Annotated in this window: 13 protein-coding genes and 3 tRNA genes; 9 read left to right on the plus strand and 7 right to left on the minus strand. The window is 67.0% G+C overall.

The annotated features are described in order from the left end of the window. Position 1: 1 nt before the first annotated feature. The 3 genes from AZH51_RS04990 to AZH51_RS05000 are packed head-to-tail and all read left to right on the plus strand — an operon-like array spanning position 2 to position 3924. Positions 2-1666: an AMP-binding protein gene (locus AZH51_RS04990; protein WP_291521960.1), complete on the plus strand. Its 1665-nt coding sequence runs from the start codon at positions 2-4 to the stop codon at positions 1664-1666. Continuing rightward, positions 1659-2684: a phosphotransferase family protein gene (locus AZH51_RS04995; RefSeq protein ID WP_291521962.1), complete on the plus strand. Its 1026-nt coding sequence runs from the start codon at positions 1659-1661 to the stop codon at positions 2682-2684. The genes AZH51_RS04990 and AZH51_RS04995 overlap by 8 nt, the downstream gene beginning before the upstream one ends. A 16-nt stretch (positions 2685-2700) precedes the next feature. Next, a complete protein-coding gene (locus AZH51_RS05000) occupies positions 2701-3924 on the plus strand; it encodes an acyl-CoA dehydrogenase family protein (RefSeq protein ID WP_291521964.1) in 1224 nt (407 codons plus the stop codon). 4 nt (positions 3925-3928) lie between these two features. On the opposite strand, the gene AZH51_RS05005 is transcribed toward AZH51_RS05000, so the two are convergent. Then, positions 3929-5086 (minus strand): PrsW family intramembrane metalloprotease, encoded by a 1158-nt coding sequence (locus AZH51_RS05005; protein WP_291521966.1) that lies wholly within the window; start codon positions 5084-5086, stop codon positions 3929-3931. A 32-nt stretch (positions 5087-5118) separates the two neighbouring features. Here AZH51_RS05005 and orn point away from each other — a divergent pair, with 32 nt between their 5' ends. After that, a complete protein-coding gene (gene orn, locus AZH51_RS05010; RefSeq protein ID WP_291521967.1) occupies positions 5119-5787 on the plus strand; it encodes an oligoribonuclease in 669 nt (222 codons plus the stop codon). 33 nt (positions 5788-5820) lie between these two features. Then, a tRNA-His gene (locus AZH51_RS05015) sits at positions 5821-5896 on the plus strand. Positions 5897-5930: 34 nt separating this feature from the next. Here the strand turns inward: AZH51_RS05015 and AZH51_RS05020 are convergent. From AZH51_RS05020 to AZH51_RS05035, 4 genes are all read right to left on the minus strand, one after another. Beyond that, entirely contained in the window at positions 5931-7979 is a 2049-nt protein-coding gene (locus AZH51_RS05020; protein WP_291521969.1) for a heavy metal translocating P-type ATPase, read from the minus strand. Positions 7980-8012: 33 nt separating this feature from the next. Then, positions 8013-9062: a YhjD/YihY/BrkB family envelope integrity protein gene (locus AZH51_RS05025; protein WP_291521971.1), complete on the minus strand. Its 1050-nt coding sequence runs from the start codon at positions 9060-9062 to the stop codon at positions 8013-8015. Positions 9063-9154: 92 nt separating this feature from the next. Then, positions 9155-9227, minus strand: a tRNA-Lys gene (locus AZH51_RS05030). A 58-nt stretch (positions 9228-9285) separates the two neighbouring features. After that, positions 9286-10602, minus strand: a complete 1317-nt coding sequence (locus AZH51_RS05035; RefSeq protein ID WP_291521972.1) for a DUF2252 domain-containing protein — start codon at positions 10600-10602, stop codon at positions 9286-9288. 146 nt (positions 10603-10748) lie between these two features. Between AZH51_RS05035 and tdh the strand changes: the two genes are divergently transcribed. Together tdh and AZH51_RS05045 are read left to right on the plus strand one after the other, a co-directional pair. Continuing rightward, complete coding sequence (gene tdh, locus AZH51_RS05040; protein ID WP_291521974.1) at positions 10749-11786, plus strand: L-threonine 3-dehydrogenase; 1038 nt, start codon at positions 10749-10751, stop codon at positions 11784-11786. Positions 11787-11796: 10 nt separating this feature from the next. After that, on the plus strand, positions 11797-13008 hold the full coding sequence (locus AZH51_RS05045) for a glycine C-acetyltransferase (protein ID WP_291521976.1): 1212 nt from the start codon (positions 11797-11799) through the stop codon (positions 13006-13008). On the opposite strand, the gene AZH51_RS05050 is transcribed toward AZH51_RS05045, so the two are convergent. Continuing rightward, positions 12997-13293 (minus strand): co-chaperone GroES, encoded by a 297-nt coding sequence (locus AZH51_RS05050; protein WP_109688371.1) that lies wholly within the window; start codon positions 13291-13293, stop codon positions 12997-12999. The two genes, AZH51_RS05045 and AZH51_RS05050, sit on opposite strands and share 12 nt — an antisense overlap. Positions 13294-13343: 50 nt before the next feature. Beyond that, positions 13344-13613: a DUF3618 domain-containing protein gene (locus AZH51_RS05055; protein WP_291521978.1), complete on the minus strand. Its 270-nt coding sequence runs from the start codon at positions 13611-13613 to the stop codon at positions 13344-13346. A gap of 103 nt (positions 13614-13716) precedes the next feature. Between AZH51_RS05055 and bcp the strand changes: the two genes are divergently transcribed. Both bcp and AZH51_RS05065 read left to right on the plus strand, forming a co-directional pair. Next, the gene (gene bcp, locus AZH51_RS05060; RefSeq protein ID WP_291521980.1) at positions 13717-14181 is read left to right on the plus strand and encodes a thioredoxin-dependent thiol peroxidase; all 465 of its coding nucleotides are present in this window, start codon (positions 13717-13719) and stop codon (positions 14179-14181) included. Between the two features lie 265 nt (positions 14182-14446). Further along, positions 14447-14529: transfer RNA gene (locus AZH51_RS05065), tRNA-Leu, on the plus strand. The last annotated feature ends 234 nt before the right edge of the window (positions 14530-14763 follow it).

Genomic DNA, 14763 nt, shown 5'->3' on the forward strand with positions numbered 1-14763 from the left:
GATGACCACCTACACCGAGCGTCCCTGGCTGTCCCGCTACGAAGCGGGACAGCCAGGGGACATCACCCCGGACTACGCCACCGGGTTGGACATCTTCCGGGCCGCTGTCGCGACCCAGCCGCAGATGGACGCCATCCGCTACTTCGACCAGTCGATCACGTTCGCCGAACTCGACGCTGCCAGTACGGCGTTCGCGGCCGCGCTGCTCGACCAGAACCTCCAGCGTGGAGACCGGGTGGGCCTGTACCTGCAGAACGACCCGGCCTTCGTCATCGCGCTGATCGGGACGTGGAAGGCCGGCTGCGCCGCCGTCGCCATCAACCCGATGAACAAACAACGGGAACTGTCCTACCTCCTGGGCGACTCCGGAGCCGTCGCCCTGGTGTGCCTGGACGATCTGTACGACCAGGTCGCCAAGGAGGTGATCGGCGTACCGGACAGCACAGTCCGCGTCGTGATCACCTGCTCGGCACTGGACCATCAGAGCCGGAATGACGAACGGGTCCTGGGTGGCACGGTCAAGCACACGCCCGAGGGAACTCTGGACCTGGACTCGCTGGTCGAGCGGTACGCCGGACACGACGTACCCGATCCGGGTCTGAGCGCCGACGACCTGGCCGTGCTGACCTACACCTCCGGCACCACCGGTCAGCCCAAGGGTGCGATCAACACGCACGCGAATCTTGCGTTCAACGCCCAGACCTATCGCGACTGGATCCACCTGAAGGCCGGCGAGCCGGTCATTGCCATCGCCCCGCTGTTCCACATCACCGGCCTGGTCGCCGGGGTGATGACCGCGTTGCTGCTGCCTGCTCCCCTGGTCTTGTTCCACCGGTTCGAGCCGGGGGTCGCGCTGGATGCGATCCGCGAGCACCAGCCGGTCTTCACGGTCGCCGCGATCACTGCGTTCCTCGCCTTGTCGAACGCACCGGGCGCGACCCCGGAGGACTTCGCCTCGCTGCGGACCCTCTACTCCGGTGGCGCACCGATCGCACCCGCGATGGCCGACCGGCTGGAGAAGATCTTCGGCGCCTACATCCACAACGTTTACGGCCTGACCGAGACGACGTCGCCCTCACACGCCGTACCCCTCGGGGTCCGGGCCCCCGTGGACCCGACCTCCGGTGCACTGTCGGTCGGCGTACCCGTCTACAACACCGTGGTGCGGGTGATCGACGACGAGGGCAACGAGGTCGCACCCGGTGAGGTCGGCGAGTTCGCGACCAGCGGCCCCCAGGTGGTGGCGGGGTACTGGCAGAAGCCGGAGGCAACCGCCAGCTCCTTGCCGGACGGCGAATTGCGCACGGGTGACGTGGGATTCATGAACGAGGACGGTTGGTACTTCGTCGTCGACCGCAAGAAGGACATGATCAATGCGGCCGGTTACAAGGTGTGGCCGCGGGAGGTCGAGGACGTGCTCTACACCCACCCCGCGGTCCGCGAGGCGGCAGTGGTCGGCGTCCCGGATGAGTACCGCGGCGAGACCGTGCGCGCGTTCGTGTCTCTCACGGACGGCGAGGAGGTCACACCTGAGGAGCTCGTGGAGTTCGCCAAGTCCCAGATGGCGGCCTACAAATATCCACGCGAGGTGCGGATCCTGGACGAACTCCCCAAGACGGTGACGGGCAAGATTCTGCGACGGGAGTTGCGCGACACCAATGGCTGATGCACTTGTTGACGTCGACACGCTGGGTCCGGCGCTGGTCACCGCTACTGGTGACGAGCGCTGGGCGCAGCCGTCGCCCTCGTTGATCTCCGGCGGCAAATCCAACCTGACCTACCTGCTGACCAGTCCGGCCGGCGAACTGGTCTTCCGGCGGCCACCGTCGGGGAACGTGCTGGCCACCGCGCACGACATGGGTCGGGAGGTGCGGGTGCAACGGGCACTCGCGCCGACGCCCATCCCGGTGCCCACCATCGTCCTGGACGATGAGGGCGACCTGCTCGGCTATCCGTTCTACGTGATGAATCGCGTTGCGGGACATGTGATCCGCGACCAACTGCCCGACGGTTACGCAACCACCGAAGCCGAGCGCCACCAGATGGGAATGGCGCTCATCGACACGCTCGCGGCTTTGCACGCGGTGGATTACCAGGCCGTGGGTCTGGACAACCACGGCCGGCCCGATGGTTACATGGAGCGCCAGCTGGCGCGGTGGGGCAAGCAGTGGGAAGCCACGCGTGCCAGCACCGACCACCCGGTGGAGGAACTGCGCGCCCTTCTGGCCGAAGCCCTTCCGCCGCAGAGCGATTCCACGATCGTGCACGGCGACTTCCGGCTGGACAACTGCGTCATGGACGCCACCGACCCGGGCCGGGTTGCTGCCGTCCTGGACTGGGAGATGTCCACGATCGGCGACCCGCTGAGTGACCTCGGACTGCTGCTGTTCTACTGGGTCGAGCCCGGTGACGGCCAGTCGGCGCTGACCCCGACCGTGGTCGACCAGCCCGGCTTCCCCACCCGCGCCGAACTACGCGACCGGTACGCCGAGGTGAGCGGTCGCGATATCAGTCACCTGCCGTTCTATGAGGCGTTCGCCCACTTCAAGTCAGCGGCGATCGCCCAGGGCATCGACGTCCGGGTCAAAGCCGGCGTGATGGGCGGCCAGGACTTCGGGGACCTCTCCGAGACCGTGCGCATCGTCGCCGAACGCGGCCTTGATCGTTTGCGCAGCAACCAATGAAACACAAGGAGTAGCAATGGATTTCGCGTTATCCCCGAAGGCACAGGAACTGTGCGATTCGATGTGGGAGTTCATGCGCGAGGACGTCATCCCGGCCGAGCCGGTCTATGACCAGTGGCGGGTCGATCACGGCCAGCACTCTCACCCGCCCGTCGTGGAGGAGTTGAAGAAGAAGGCCCGCGAGCGCGGCCTCTGGAATCTCTTCCTTCCCAGTGTCTCCGGCATCACCAACCTCGAGTACGCCTCCATCGCCGAGATCTCCGGCTGGTCGCCGGTCATCGCCCCTGAGGCGATCAACTGCCAGGCGCCGGACACCGGCAACATGGAGGTCCTGGAGCTCTTCGGCACCGATGAGCAGAAGAAGCAGTGGCTGGAGCCGTTGCTGGACGGCACGATCCGGTCGGCCTTCGCCATGACCGAGCCCGATGTGGCCAGTTCCGACGCGACCAACATCGAGACCTCGATCGTGCGCGACGGCGATGAATACGTCATCAACGGCCGCAAGTGGTGGATCTCCGGCGCCGCGGACGAGCGGTGCCAGATCTTCATCACCATGGGCAAGACCGACCCGTCAGCAGCAGCCCACCGCCAGCAGTCCATGGTGCTGGTCCCGCGCGACGCCCCCGGCCTGAACATCGTGCGGCACCTGCCGGTCTTCGGATACCAGGACCAGCACGGACATTCGCTGATCGAGTACAACGACGTCCGCGTCCCGGTCAGCAACATCATCGCCGGTGAGGGCGAAGGTTTCGCCATCGCGCAGGCGCGCCTGGGTCCCGGCCGGATCCACCACGCGATGCGCGCGATCGGGATGGCCGAGCGGGCCCTGGCGCTCATGGTCGAGCGGGCCAAGAACCGCGTGGCCTTCGGCAAACCGCTGATCGAGCAGGGTGTCGTGCGCGAGTACATCGCCGACTCGCGGATCGAGATCGATTCGGCGCGCCTGCTGGTCTACAAGTGCGCGTGGCTGATCGACCAGGGCGGCGCACGCAACGCCCGCAGCGAGGTGGCCCAGATCAAGGTTGCCGCGCCGGCAGTGGCCACGGCCGTGATCGACCGCGCCATCCAGGTCTTCGGTGGCGCCGGCGTCAGTGACGTGACGCCGCTGGCCTACTTCTACTCGTGGGCGCGGGTCCTGCAGATCGCCGACGGCCCGGACGCGGTGCACCGCGAAACGGTTGCCCGTCAGGAGATCCGCAAGGAGAGCCCGATCCCGGCCGCGACGACGGTCACCCAGTAGCGCGTCAGGCGGCCAGTTCCGGCCAGCGGTACAACGCCGTACCCAAGAACTGCTGGCGACGCTGGGTGACCAGGTCCAACAGGGCGCGCTCCTCACGGAGCGTCTTCGCATCGGTGGCACCGCGCTCGATCCGAGCGCGGTGCATCGCCAGTTCGCTTGCAGCGTCCTGAAATTCGCGCATCTCACGTTCCGCACCGTGCGACTTGGCCCACGCCCGCGCGTACTGCCGCTCCCGCACGGAGCTGAGCATCCGCACCTCCGGCGTGGACAGCCAGCCCTGATCGACGTACGGCGTGAGGTTGACTCTGATGGTGTGCGCCTCTGAGTGCCGCGCGGCAACGAGGATCGCTACGAAGCCGGCGAACAGCGGCACCTGCAGGAAGATGTAGAACGCCAGCCAGCCGCTCTCGGCCAGGACGGCACCGGCGTTCCAGAGGGCGTGCAGCCCGACCGCGCACAGCCAGCCGATCAACGGTGCGAAGATGCGCGGACCCCACGTGCGGGCGGTCGCCGCGATCCCGATGCCGACCCCGGTGCAGATGGTGAACATCGGGTGCACGAACGGGCTCATGATCACCCGCACGAAGAAAGTGTGGAACAACCCGGCGTCGCCCTGCTCGGCGTACCCGTTGGACAGGTAGATGACGTCCTCGATCATCGCGAACCCGGCCGCCGACAACCCGGCGTAAACGATGCCATCGACGATCCCGTCCAGCTCCCGCCGGGCAAACAGCCAGATCAGCAGCACGGGAGCGCCTTTCAGCGTCTCCTCCACGACCGGTGCCACGAAGACTGCCACAACGCTGTTGTCATCGCTGGTGGCGCCGAGCAGGTAGCCGCCGGCGTCGTTGAGGAAGGCGGCCCCCAGTGTCGCGACGCAGGCACCCCAGCTGAAGGCGAACAGCAGCAGGTGGATCGGTTCACGCTCGAGGCGGTCGACCCACAAGAAGGCGGGCACCACGATCCCCACGACCACCGCCGACAGCACGATGCCCAAAGCGGTTGCCGTGGCGCCAGATTGGGCATTGATCAACGACAGGATGGTCACACCGCACGCACCGATGAGAACCGCGACCACCGACCACAACAGGATCCGGCGGATGAGCACGTTGCGGCGCACCGATGCCGGCGGGCGCAGGACGTTCGCGAGGTGATGATCCACGGCCGCCACCTTAGGGGCCCTATCGTGGTGATGTGCCCACTGACCGCGCCGCGACCGACCGGATCGTGTGGATCGACTGTGAGATGACCGGACTGGATCTGGCCGCGGACGCGTTGATCGAGATCGCGGTGCAGGTCACGGACTTCTACCTGGAACCGGTCGGCCCGGGTCTGGACATCGTGATCCGCCCTCCGGCGCAGGCACTGGCGCAGATGGGCGAATTCGTCCGGGCCATGCACACCGACAGCGGCCTGCTGGACGAACTCGACGACGGCATCCCGCTGGCCGAGGCCGAGGAGCAGGTCATGGAGCATCTGCGGCAGTTCGCGCCGGAGCCGGGCAAGTGGCCGCTCGCCGGCAACACCATCGGCACCGACCGCGCCTTCCTGGTCCGCGATATGCCGCAGGTGACCCGACAGTTGCATTACCGGGTCATCGACGTCTCCTCGATCAAAGAGTTGTCACGTCGCTGGTACCCGCGCAGTTACTTCGCCGCGCCGACCAAACACGGCGGCCACCGTGCCCTGGCGGACATCACGGAGTCGATCGCCGAACTGCGGTACTACCGCGAAGCCGTGTTCGTGCCGCCTCCCGGACCGGACACCAACTCAGCGCGCGCGCTGGCCCAGCAGTTCGGCGTACCTGCGAGCGCCACAGAGCGGGACGGTGGTCAGGAGCACTCCGGCGGGCAGGTACGATAGTCCGCGCTGCCTGCTTCACCGAGCAGGCACATGGTGGGTGTAGCTCAGCTGGTAGAGCGTCGCGTTGTGGTCGCGGATGTCGCGGGTTCGAGCCCCGTCACTCACCCCAGCGGCGCCGCCCTCCTCTCGAGGGCGGCGCTTCGTCATCTCGCGGCGAGCCGGGCCGGGTCCAGGTCGATGCGACGCAGCAGTTGCGCGTTGAGCGCGACGACGACCGTCGAGACGGACATCAGGATGGCGCCGACGCTCATGGGCAGGATGAATCCGACGGGTGCCAGCACCCCGGCCGCCAACGGCACTGCGAGCAGGTTGTATCCCGCCGCCCACCAGAGGTTCTGCTGCATCTTGCGGTACGTCGCGTGCGAGAGTTCGATGACCGACAGCACCGAGCGCGGGTCGGACGAGGCGAGAATCACACCCGCGGACGCGATGGCGACATCGGTCCCGGCCCCGATCGCGATCCCGACGTCGGCCTGCGCCAGCGCGGGGGCATCGTTGACCCCGTCACCGACCATCGCCACGGTGCGTCCCTCCTGCTGCAACTCGGCGACCCGGTGGGCCTTGTCCTCCGGGCGCACCTGCGCGTAGACCCGGTCGATGCCCAACTGGCTGCCGACGGAGTTCGCGACGGCGGCCGCGTCGCCGGTGATCATGACGACCCGAATCCCCCTCTTGTGCAGCGCATCCACGGCCTGCCGCGACTCCGGTCGGATCTCATCGGCCAGCTGCAGGGCGGCGATGACCTCACCGTCAGCCACGACGTGCAGGACGATCGCCCCGTCAGCGTGCCAGTCCCGCGCAACGGGCAACTCGTCCAGCCCACGGGCTTCGAGTAGGGCCGGTCCGCCGACCTCCACGACCCGCTCACTCACGTCGGCACGGACACCGGTGGCCGGCTCGGAGCTGAAGTTGCTGGCCTGCGGCACCGTCAGCTTGCGCTCTTGGGCGGTCCGCACGATGGCCTTCGCCAACGGATGCTCGCTGTCGGTCTCTGCGGCCGCGGCGAGTGCGAGAGCATCATCAGCCGACCAGCCGGGGGCGGGTTCGACGGCGGTGACTGCGGGTTCACCCCTGGTCAGCGTGCCGGTCTTGTCGAACAGCACCGTGTCGACCGTCCGCATGGTCTCCAGCGCGAGGCGGTCCTTGATCAGAACGCCCGCGCGGGCGGCCCGCTCCGTGGCGATGGACACCACCAGGGGGATCGCCAGGCCCAGGGCGTGCGGACAGGCGATGACCAGCACCGTGATCGTGCGCACGACCGCCTCGTCGGGGTGGCCCAGCACGGTCCACACGATGGCTGTGATCACACCTGCGCCCACCGCATACCAGAACAACCAGCCCGCGGCCCGGTCCGCGAGGCGCTGGGCGCGGGATGAGGACGCCTGTGCGTCCGCGACCAGTTGCTGGATACCGGCCAACGCGGTGTCGCTGCCGGTTGCGGTGACCCGCACCCGAAGGCCCGAATCGGTCGCCACGGTCCCGGCCACGACCCGGTCGCCCACCGATCGGCGTACGGCGGCCGACTCCCCCGTGACCATCGATTCGTCCACGTGGGCCGAGCCATCGACAACCTGCCCGTCAGCGGGGACCGACGCACCCGGCCGCACCACGACGACGTCACCGACCTGCAGCTCGGCCGGGGCGACGTTGACGATGTGGTCGCCCTCGACCTTCTCTGCCTCGTCCGGTAGCAGCGCGGCCAGGGAATCCAGAGCGGAGCTGGTCTGGGCCAGGGAACGCATCTCGATCCAGTGGCCCAGCAGCATGATCACGACCAGGAGCGCCAGCTCCCACCAGAAGTCCAGGTCGTGGCTGAGCAGGTGCAGCGTGGATCCCCACGAGGAGACCAGCGCCATCGTGAGCGCCAGGGAGATGAGCAGCATCATCCCCGGCTTGCGGGAGCGGATCTCCCCCAGCGCGCCGGTCAGGAACGGCCGGCCACCCCAGAAATACATGACCGTGCCCAGGACCGGTGAGACCCAGCGAATCCACGCGGCATCCGGCAACGAATAGCCCAGCAGATCGGCAAACATGTTGCTGCACAGGACAGTTGGGATCGCCAGCAGCACCATGATCCAGAAGAGCCGTCGGAACATCGCGACGTGATCGCCGTGCCCGCCATGACCCATGTGGTCCATATGGTCCATATCGCCAGCGTGGTGGCCGGAGTGCGTGTGCTCGTCCGTGTCCATACCGTCCACGTTATACCCCCTAGGGGTATTGAGTCAGGTGTGGTCGTCGCCCGACGTCGATGCCTCGGCCCGCGCCTCGTCGCGGATCCGTGCTGACTCGGCCTCGAGCTTCGACTGCTTCTCGGTGGTCTTCTTCAATTGCTTCTCCGAGCGCAGGGTCACCGGCAGGTCAGACTCCGCGGCCACGCCCGCCCGTAGCTGGCGGTCCCGCGCGATCTCAGCATCGATCTCCGCGCCGAGCAGCAGACCGACGTTCATCAGCCACAACCACAGCAGGAAGATGATCGAGGTCGCGAAGGCGCCGTACGTCTTGTAGTAGCTGGCGCCAGCGGTGAGGGCCAGATAGATCAGCAGCCCGGCGGTGGCGATCAGACAGATCAGCAGGGCGCATCCGGCGCCCCAGGAGGCGACCCGCCGAGCGGGTTGCACGACGTTGGGCGTGCCCCAGTAGAGCAGACCGATCACCAGCACGATCAGGATGAGCACGACTGGCCATTTGGCGATGTTCCACAGCGTCACCGTCGCGGTCGAGATTCCCAGCTCGCGGCCGATCGCCGCAGCGATGCTGCCGGAGGTGACCAGGGCGATCACCACCAGCAGAAGCATCACCGTGATGGCGATCGTGATGAGCAGCATCATGGGCCGCAGCACCCAGACCGGGCGCCCCTCCTGAACGCCCCAGACCCGGTTCATCGACCGGGAGAAGGCATTGACGTACCCGCTGGCCGACCACAGGGCCAGCACGATGCCGATGATCAACGCGATACCCGCGCCGCCCGTGGTGTTGATGTTGGTCAGGAACGTGCGCACCCCGTCCAGCGACGGATCGCTACTGGATTTCCCGGCCACTCCCGCAACGATGTTGATCAGCGAATTCACGGTCGACTCGCGGTCGGCGAACAGCCCGATCAACGACAGCAACGCGATCAACGCCGGGAAGATCGCGAGCACCGCGTAGTAGGTCAGGCCAGCGGCCACATCGGTGCCGGCGTCCTTGGTGAACTTGGCGAACGCGCGCTTGGCGGTCGCCAGGATCGAGGTGGAGGAGGGGCCGACGTACGTCGTCGGCGACTCTGCACTCATCGCAACTCTCCGCTCGCTGGGGTTGGCCCAACCCTAGAGCGAGCCCCCACCCGAACGGCGAACACGGCCACCGTCCCGAGGCAAAGAAAAAGTGCGCCGTCAGGGACTCGAACCCCGAACCCGCTGATTAAGAGTCAGCTGCTCTGCCAATTGAGCTAACGGCGCAACGTCTGAGGACTTTAGCAAAGCAAACCCCCAGACCCGAAATCGGCCGGCTCGCGGCTCAGACGCCGGTCTGAGCGCGGACTCGTCCGCTGCTGACGGCGTCCTCCAGAGCGTGATAGTCGCTGTCGTTCAGATCGGCGTACGACGCAGCGAAGTCCGCGATCGCGTGGTCGAACGCCGCGCCCTTGCCGAGGTAGCCGGCGATGGCGAACCGGTCCCCGGTGCGGGCGTGCGCCCTCGCCAGCGTCCACGCGCAGGCTTTGCCGTAGGTGCCCAGACCCTTGGGCGTCATCTCATCGATGGGCAGCGAACCCTTCCAGTCCCGCAACTGCCGCACGTAGTAGTCCACGGTCGTACCGGCGCCCAGGAGGTCCGGCATCCGCTTCCAGCCCAGGAACGGGTCACCGGCAACCTGCATCAGGCGTTGGCCGAGCACGACGCGCTCTCCGCTCTGCTCCTGCGCCGCCGGTCCGAGCACCGACTCCAGGACTGAGGCGTCTGCTTCCTTCACCTGCAGGAGGAACGCGTCGTCGCGCGCCGCACCCTCCATCAACACGATCCACGCCCGGGTGCCCACGCTGCCCACCCCGACCACTTTGTGCGCCACATCGACCGCGCGGAACTGGTCGAGTACGTGACGGCGTTCGGGGGTGAGGGTTTGCAGGTAGGTCCGCAGTTGGCCGTTGACCTCGTCGAGAATCGCCTGCGGGTCGGACACCTCAGGCATTTCCGATATGGGTACGACGAGTGGTGGGTCATGCACGATGCGCACCACGCCGTCCTGCTCGGTGGTGAACTTCCGCAACGCCTGGGTGCGGTCGCGACCGCGCGCCTTATCGGCCTGCTTGGTCGCCGTCTGATGAGCACGCTTGTTCTCCAAGCCCTTGTCCGAGGCCAGCATCTCGTCGACGTCAAACCGCGCGTACCACACGTTCAACGTGCTGTCCTTGGCGAACTGCCGCATCGTCTCCCGGTAGTTCTGCACAGTCTCCACCAGGATTGTGCGACGACGCTTTTCGCTTACGCCGTTGTCACGCGCGGCCAGTTCGACGCTGGCCGCCAGCCGCTTCACGTCCCACTCGAACGGCCCGGGCAACGTCTCGTCGAAGTCGTTCAGGTCGAATACGAGCCGCCGCTCGGTAGAGGCGAAGAGCCCGAAGTTCGACACGTGGGCATCCCCGCACAACTGGGTCGTCAGCTCGGTGCGCGGCAGTGCGCCGAGATCTGTGGCCATGATCAGCGCCGCGCCACGGTAGAAGGTGAACGGCGACACCAGCATCCGGCCGTAGCGGATCGGCACCAGGGAGGGCACTCGTTGCTCGGCCTGCTTCTCCAGCAGACCGACCGGATCGGCGCGCTCCGCGGGCGCCGGCACGCTCGCATGCGATTCCAGAGGAACGTCACGTCGATAGCTCTTGCCAACCGCGGTGCGGGCCGTACGCTGGTCGGTCCCTGTCGTCTCTGCTGCCATGGTGTTACTCAACCACTCCTGGGAGATCCGGATCAGGCAGACTGGCGGATGTGCGGGCGTTGGTGAAGACAACAGCAGGACCAGGATTGCAGTTGCAGGAGGTTCCCGAGCCTGTTCCAGGCCCTGACGAGGTCAAGATCCGGGTCCTGCGCGCGGGTCTGTGCGGCACCGACCTCCACCTGGAGCAGTGGGACGACTGGGCCGCCGCGACGGTGCACCCGCCGTTGATCATCGGGCATGAGTTCAGCGGCGAGGTTGTCGAGGTCGGCGCCGACGTAAGCAATGTCATTGTGGGACAACGGGTTTCGGGCGAGGGCCACGTCATCTGCGGCGAGTGCCGCAACTGCCGCGCCGGCCGCCGCCAACTGTGCATCCGCACCAGCAGCGTGGGCGTCAACCGCAACGGTGCCTTCGCCGACTACGTGGTGATCCCCGCGAGCAACGTGTGGGTCCAGCCGGCCGACCTGGACCTGGACGTGTGCGCCGTCTTCGATCCGCTGGGCAACGCGACCCACACGACACTGGCGTTCCCGATGCCGGGAGAGGACGTCCTGATCACCGGGGCCGGCCCGATCGGGGTCATGTCCGCCGCGATCGCCCAGCACATCGGCGCCCGGTACGTCGTGGTGACCGACGTCAGCGACTACCGGCTGGATCTGGCTCGTGAGGCGGGAGCTGACGCCGTGGTCAACGTTTCGCAGCGCCGCATCGCCGAGGTCCAGCGCGACCTGGGCATGCGCGAGGGCTTCGACATCGGTCTGGAGATGTCCGGCAACCCCGTCGCGGTGCGCGAGATGATCGCCAATATGAACTCCGGCGGCCGCATCGCGATGCTCGGTCTGCCCAGCGGTGAGTACGCCATCGACTGGGGGCCGGTCATCACCCGGATGCTGACCATCCGGGGCATCTACGGCCGCGAGATGTACGACACCTGGTACGCGATGAGCGCTCTGCTGCAGTCCTCGAGCACCCTGCTGGACGCCGTACGTTCGGTCATCACCCACACCTTCCCCGCGGAGGACTGGCAGGCAGCGTTCGACACTGCCCGGTCCGGTCGCTGCGGCAAGGTGCTCATGGACTGGTCCTGAAGGAGGAGCCATGTATCTGATCAAGGACGAACTCGCCGCCACCCTGCGCGAGATCGACGACGCCGGCCTCACCAAACACGAGCGGGAACTGTCGACGCCCCAATCCGCCCACATCGCAACGCAATCCGGCCCGGCACTGAACTTCTGCGCCAACAACTACCTGGGCCTGGCCGATCACCCGGACGTGATCGCATCGGCCCGCGAGGCGCTGGACCAATGGGGCTTCGGGATGGCGAGCGTGCGGTTCATCTGCGGCACCCAGGCCCAGCACCGCGATCTGGAGCATGCGATCGCGGCATTGGTCGGCACCGAGGACGCCATCTTGTTCTCCTCCTGCTTCGACGCCAACGGTGGCGTGTTCGAGGTCCTGTTCGGCGCCGGTGACGCCATCATCTCCGATGAGTTGAACCACGCGTCGCTGATCGATGGCATCCGGTTGAGCAAGGCTGCGCGGTACCGCTACAAGAACGCCGACATGGCCGATCTACGGGCGCAACTGGAGGCGGCGAAGGACTCCGGCGCCCACCGGATGGTCGTCGTTACCGACGGGGTCTTCTCGATGGACGGCTACTACGCGCCGCTGGACGAGATCTGTGATCTGGCCGAGGAGTTCGGCGCGATGGTCCTGGTCGATGACTCGCACGCCGTTGGCTTCGTCGGCGAGAACGGCCGGGGCACACCGGAACTCTTCGACGTGATCGACCGCGTGGACATCGTCACGGGCACGCTCGGCAAGGCCCTGGGCGGGGCATCCGGCGGGTACGTCGCGGCGCACCAGGAGATCGTCGACCTGCTGCGACAGCGTGCGCGGCCCTACCTCTTCTCCAACGCCGTCGCGCCCAGTGTCGTCGCCGGATCCCTCACCGCACTGCTGACTGCGACCCGGGCACCGGAGCAGCGCACGAAACTGGCCCGCAACACCCAGCTGTTCCGCGAGTTGATGACGGACGCCGGGTTCGATCTGCTGCCGGGCAGCCACCCGATCACACCGGTGATGTTCCCCGGACCGGACGGCGCCCGGCAGGCGGGGCAGATCGCGGACGCGATGCTCGCGCACGGGGTCTACGTGATCGCCTTCTCGTATCCCGTTGTGCCGCAGGGCAAAGCACGGATCCGGGTTCAGCTGTCAGCCGCCCATTCGGATGACGACATCCGCACCTGTGTTGCGGCCTTCGTCGCGGCGCGTGATGAAGTGCTGGGCGGTCGTAGCTCAGAGGTATAGGCCGGTTGGGTCGGAGCCTTCGGGCTCACTGGCCACGGCGTGCAGATCGCGCTCGCGTAGCAGTAGGTAGGTGCGTGAACCCATCTCGACCTCGGCCCGGTCCTCGGGGTCGAACAACACCCGATCGCCGAGCGCGACCTGCCGCACGTGGCTACCGATCGCCACGACACTCCCCCACGCCAGGCGCTTGCCGACGCTCGCCGTGGCCGGGATCAGGATCCCGCCACCGGAAGTGCGCTCCCCCGGCTCGTTCTCGGTGCTGATCAGCAGCCGGTCGTGCAGCATCCGGATCGGCAGCCCGGTGCTGGCTCCAGCCGACACGACAGATGCCGCGATCAGCGGAAGATGCGGCGCAGTACGCCGAGGGCCAGCACGCCGGCAGAGACGCCGCCGACCAGTTTGCCGACCTTCTCCAGATCCAGGCTGCCGTCGGAATCACTCACCTGGGCGAAGGCGCGCGCCTTGGCCGCGTCCGTCGTACTGGCCAGCAACGCCTTGGGCTGTAGCCGATTGGTCAGCTGATCGACGTTGCCCGCCAACCGAGCGCGTGTCGCGGCGATCTCCGCCTCGAGCTCGGCCTGGGTCGGTGCTGCGTTGCTGGCCATCAGTTCTCCTTTGCGGACGGCATCCCGGGGACGGGCCACCTGCGTGTCTCACTCGCCTGAGACGATAACGCAGGACCTCACCCCAGCATCCGGAAGGACAGCAATGACCCGTCTCGAAGTTGGCGACGCAGCACCCGATTTCCAGCTCGCGGACCAGAACGACACCACGGTCTCGCTGGCAGACTTCCGCGGCCGCAAGCTGATCGTGTTCTGCTACCCGGCGGCGATGACACCCGGGTGCACCAAGGAGGCGTGCGACTTCCGGGACTCGATCGCCCCGCTGCAGGCCGCCGGGTACGCCGTAGTGGGCCTCTCGCCGGACCCCGTCGCCAAGCTGGCGAAGTTCGCCGAGAAGGAGTCGCTGACCTATCCCCTCCTGTCCGATCCGGACAAGAGCGTGCTGACTGCCTACGGCGCGTACGGCGAGAAGAAGCTTTACGGCAAGACCGTCACCGGCGTGATCCGCTCGACCTTCGTGATCGATGAGAAGGGCAACATCGAGGTCGCGCATTACAACGTGAAGGCCACCGGACACGTCGCGTCGCTGCGCAAACTGCTCGACGTCTGATCGCTGGTCGTCTGATCGGTCGGCTTCGCGTCGACCGCGAGGCACCACTCGACATGAAGCGACCGTCGCTAGCGCTCGTTTCCTCGGCTCGGTCGGCGCGACCTGCCATCTGTCGCGCCTCTGCCCTCCCCTCCGGGCCTCGCTAGCGCTCGTTTCCTCGGCTCGGTCGGCGCGACCTGCCATCTGTCGCGCCTCTGCCCTCGCCTCCGGGCCTCGCTGGCGCTCGTTTCCTCGGCTCGGTCGGCGCGACCTAAGATAAGCGGGCGCGGAAGTGGTGGAATTGGCAGACACGCTGGTTTTAGGTACCAGTGCTCCGGCGTGCGGGTTCGAGTCCCGCCTTCCGCACCAAGACCTCTTTACTCGAACCCGCACGAAAGTAGTCGGCGAGTCGGTAGGTCTGGGTTTGTTCGGTGCCCCTGGGGGTTTCCTCGGGGACACCGTTGTTTAGGGATGAGTGACCTGTACCCACTTTCCCGGACATCTGATCTGAGGCGATGATCGTCTCGGGAGAGGAGTCTTGTGATGCCAGCACCGAAGTCCCCGGAGTTTCGTCAGCGGGCGGTCGAGCTTGCTCGGGAACGA

This window comes from Branchiibius sp. NY16-3462-2 (assembly GCF_001594145.1).
Classification (GTDB): domain Bacteria; phylum Actinomycetota; class Actinomycetes; order Actinomycetales; family Dermatophilaceae; genus Branchiibius.

Bases quoted from the DNA above. Each gene is read 5' to 3' on its own strand.
- AZH51_RS05045 (WP_291521976.1), top strand. From the start codon at position 11,797: ATGTATCTGATCAAGGACGAACTCGCCGCCACCCTGCGCGAGATCGAC.
- AZH51_RS05000 (WP_291521964.1), top strand. From the start codon at position 2,701: ATGGATTTCGCGTTATCCCCGAAGGCACAGGAACTGTGCGATTCGATG.
- AZH51_RS05020 (WP_291521969.1), bottom strand. From the start codon at position 7,979: ATGGACACGGACGAGCACACGCACTCCGGCCACCACGCTGGCGATATG.
- AZH51_RS05025 (WP_291521971.1), bottom strand. From the start codon at position 9,062: ATGAGTGCAGAGTCGCCGACGACGTACGTCGGCCCCTCCTCCACCTCG.
- AZH51_RS04990 (WP_291521960.1), top strand. From the start codon at position 2: ATGACCACCTACACCGAGCGTCCCTGGCTGTCCCGCTACGAAGCGGGA.
- AZH51_RS05055 (WP_291521978.1), bottom strand. From the start codon at position 13,613: ATGGCCAGCAACGCAGCACCGACCCAGGCCGAGCTCGAGGCGGAGATC.
- AZH51_RS05050 (WP_109688371.1), bottom strand. From the start codon at position 13,293: ATGCTGCACGACCGGCTGCTGATCAGCACCGAGAACGAGCCGGGGGAG.
- AZH51_RS04995 (WP_291521962.1), top strand. From the start codon at position 1,659: ATGGCTGATGCACTTGTTGACGTCGACACGCTGGGTCCGGCGCTGGTC.
- bcp (WP_291521980.1), top strand. From the start codon at position 13,717: ATGACCCGTCTCGAAGTTGGCGACGCAGCACCCGATTTCCAGCTCGCG.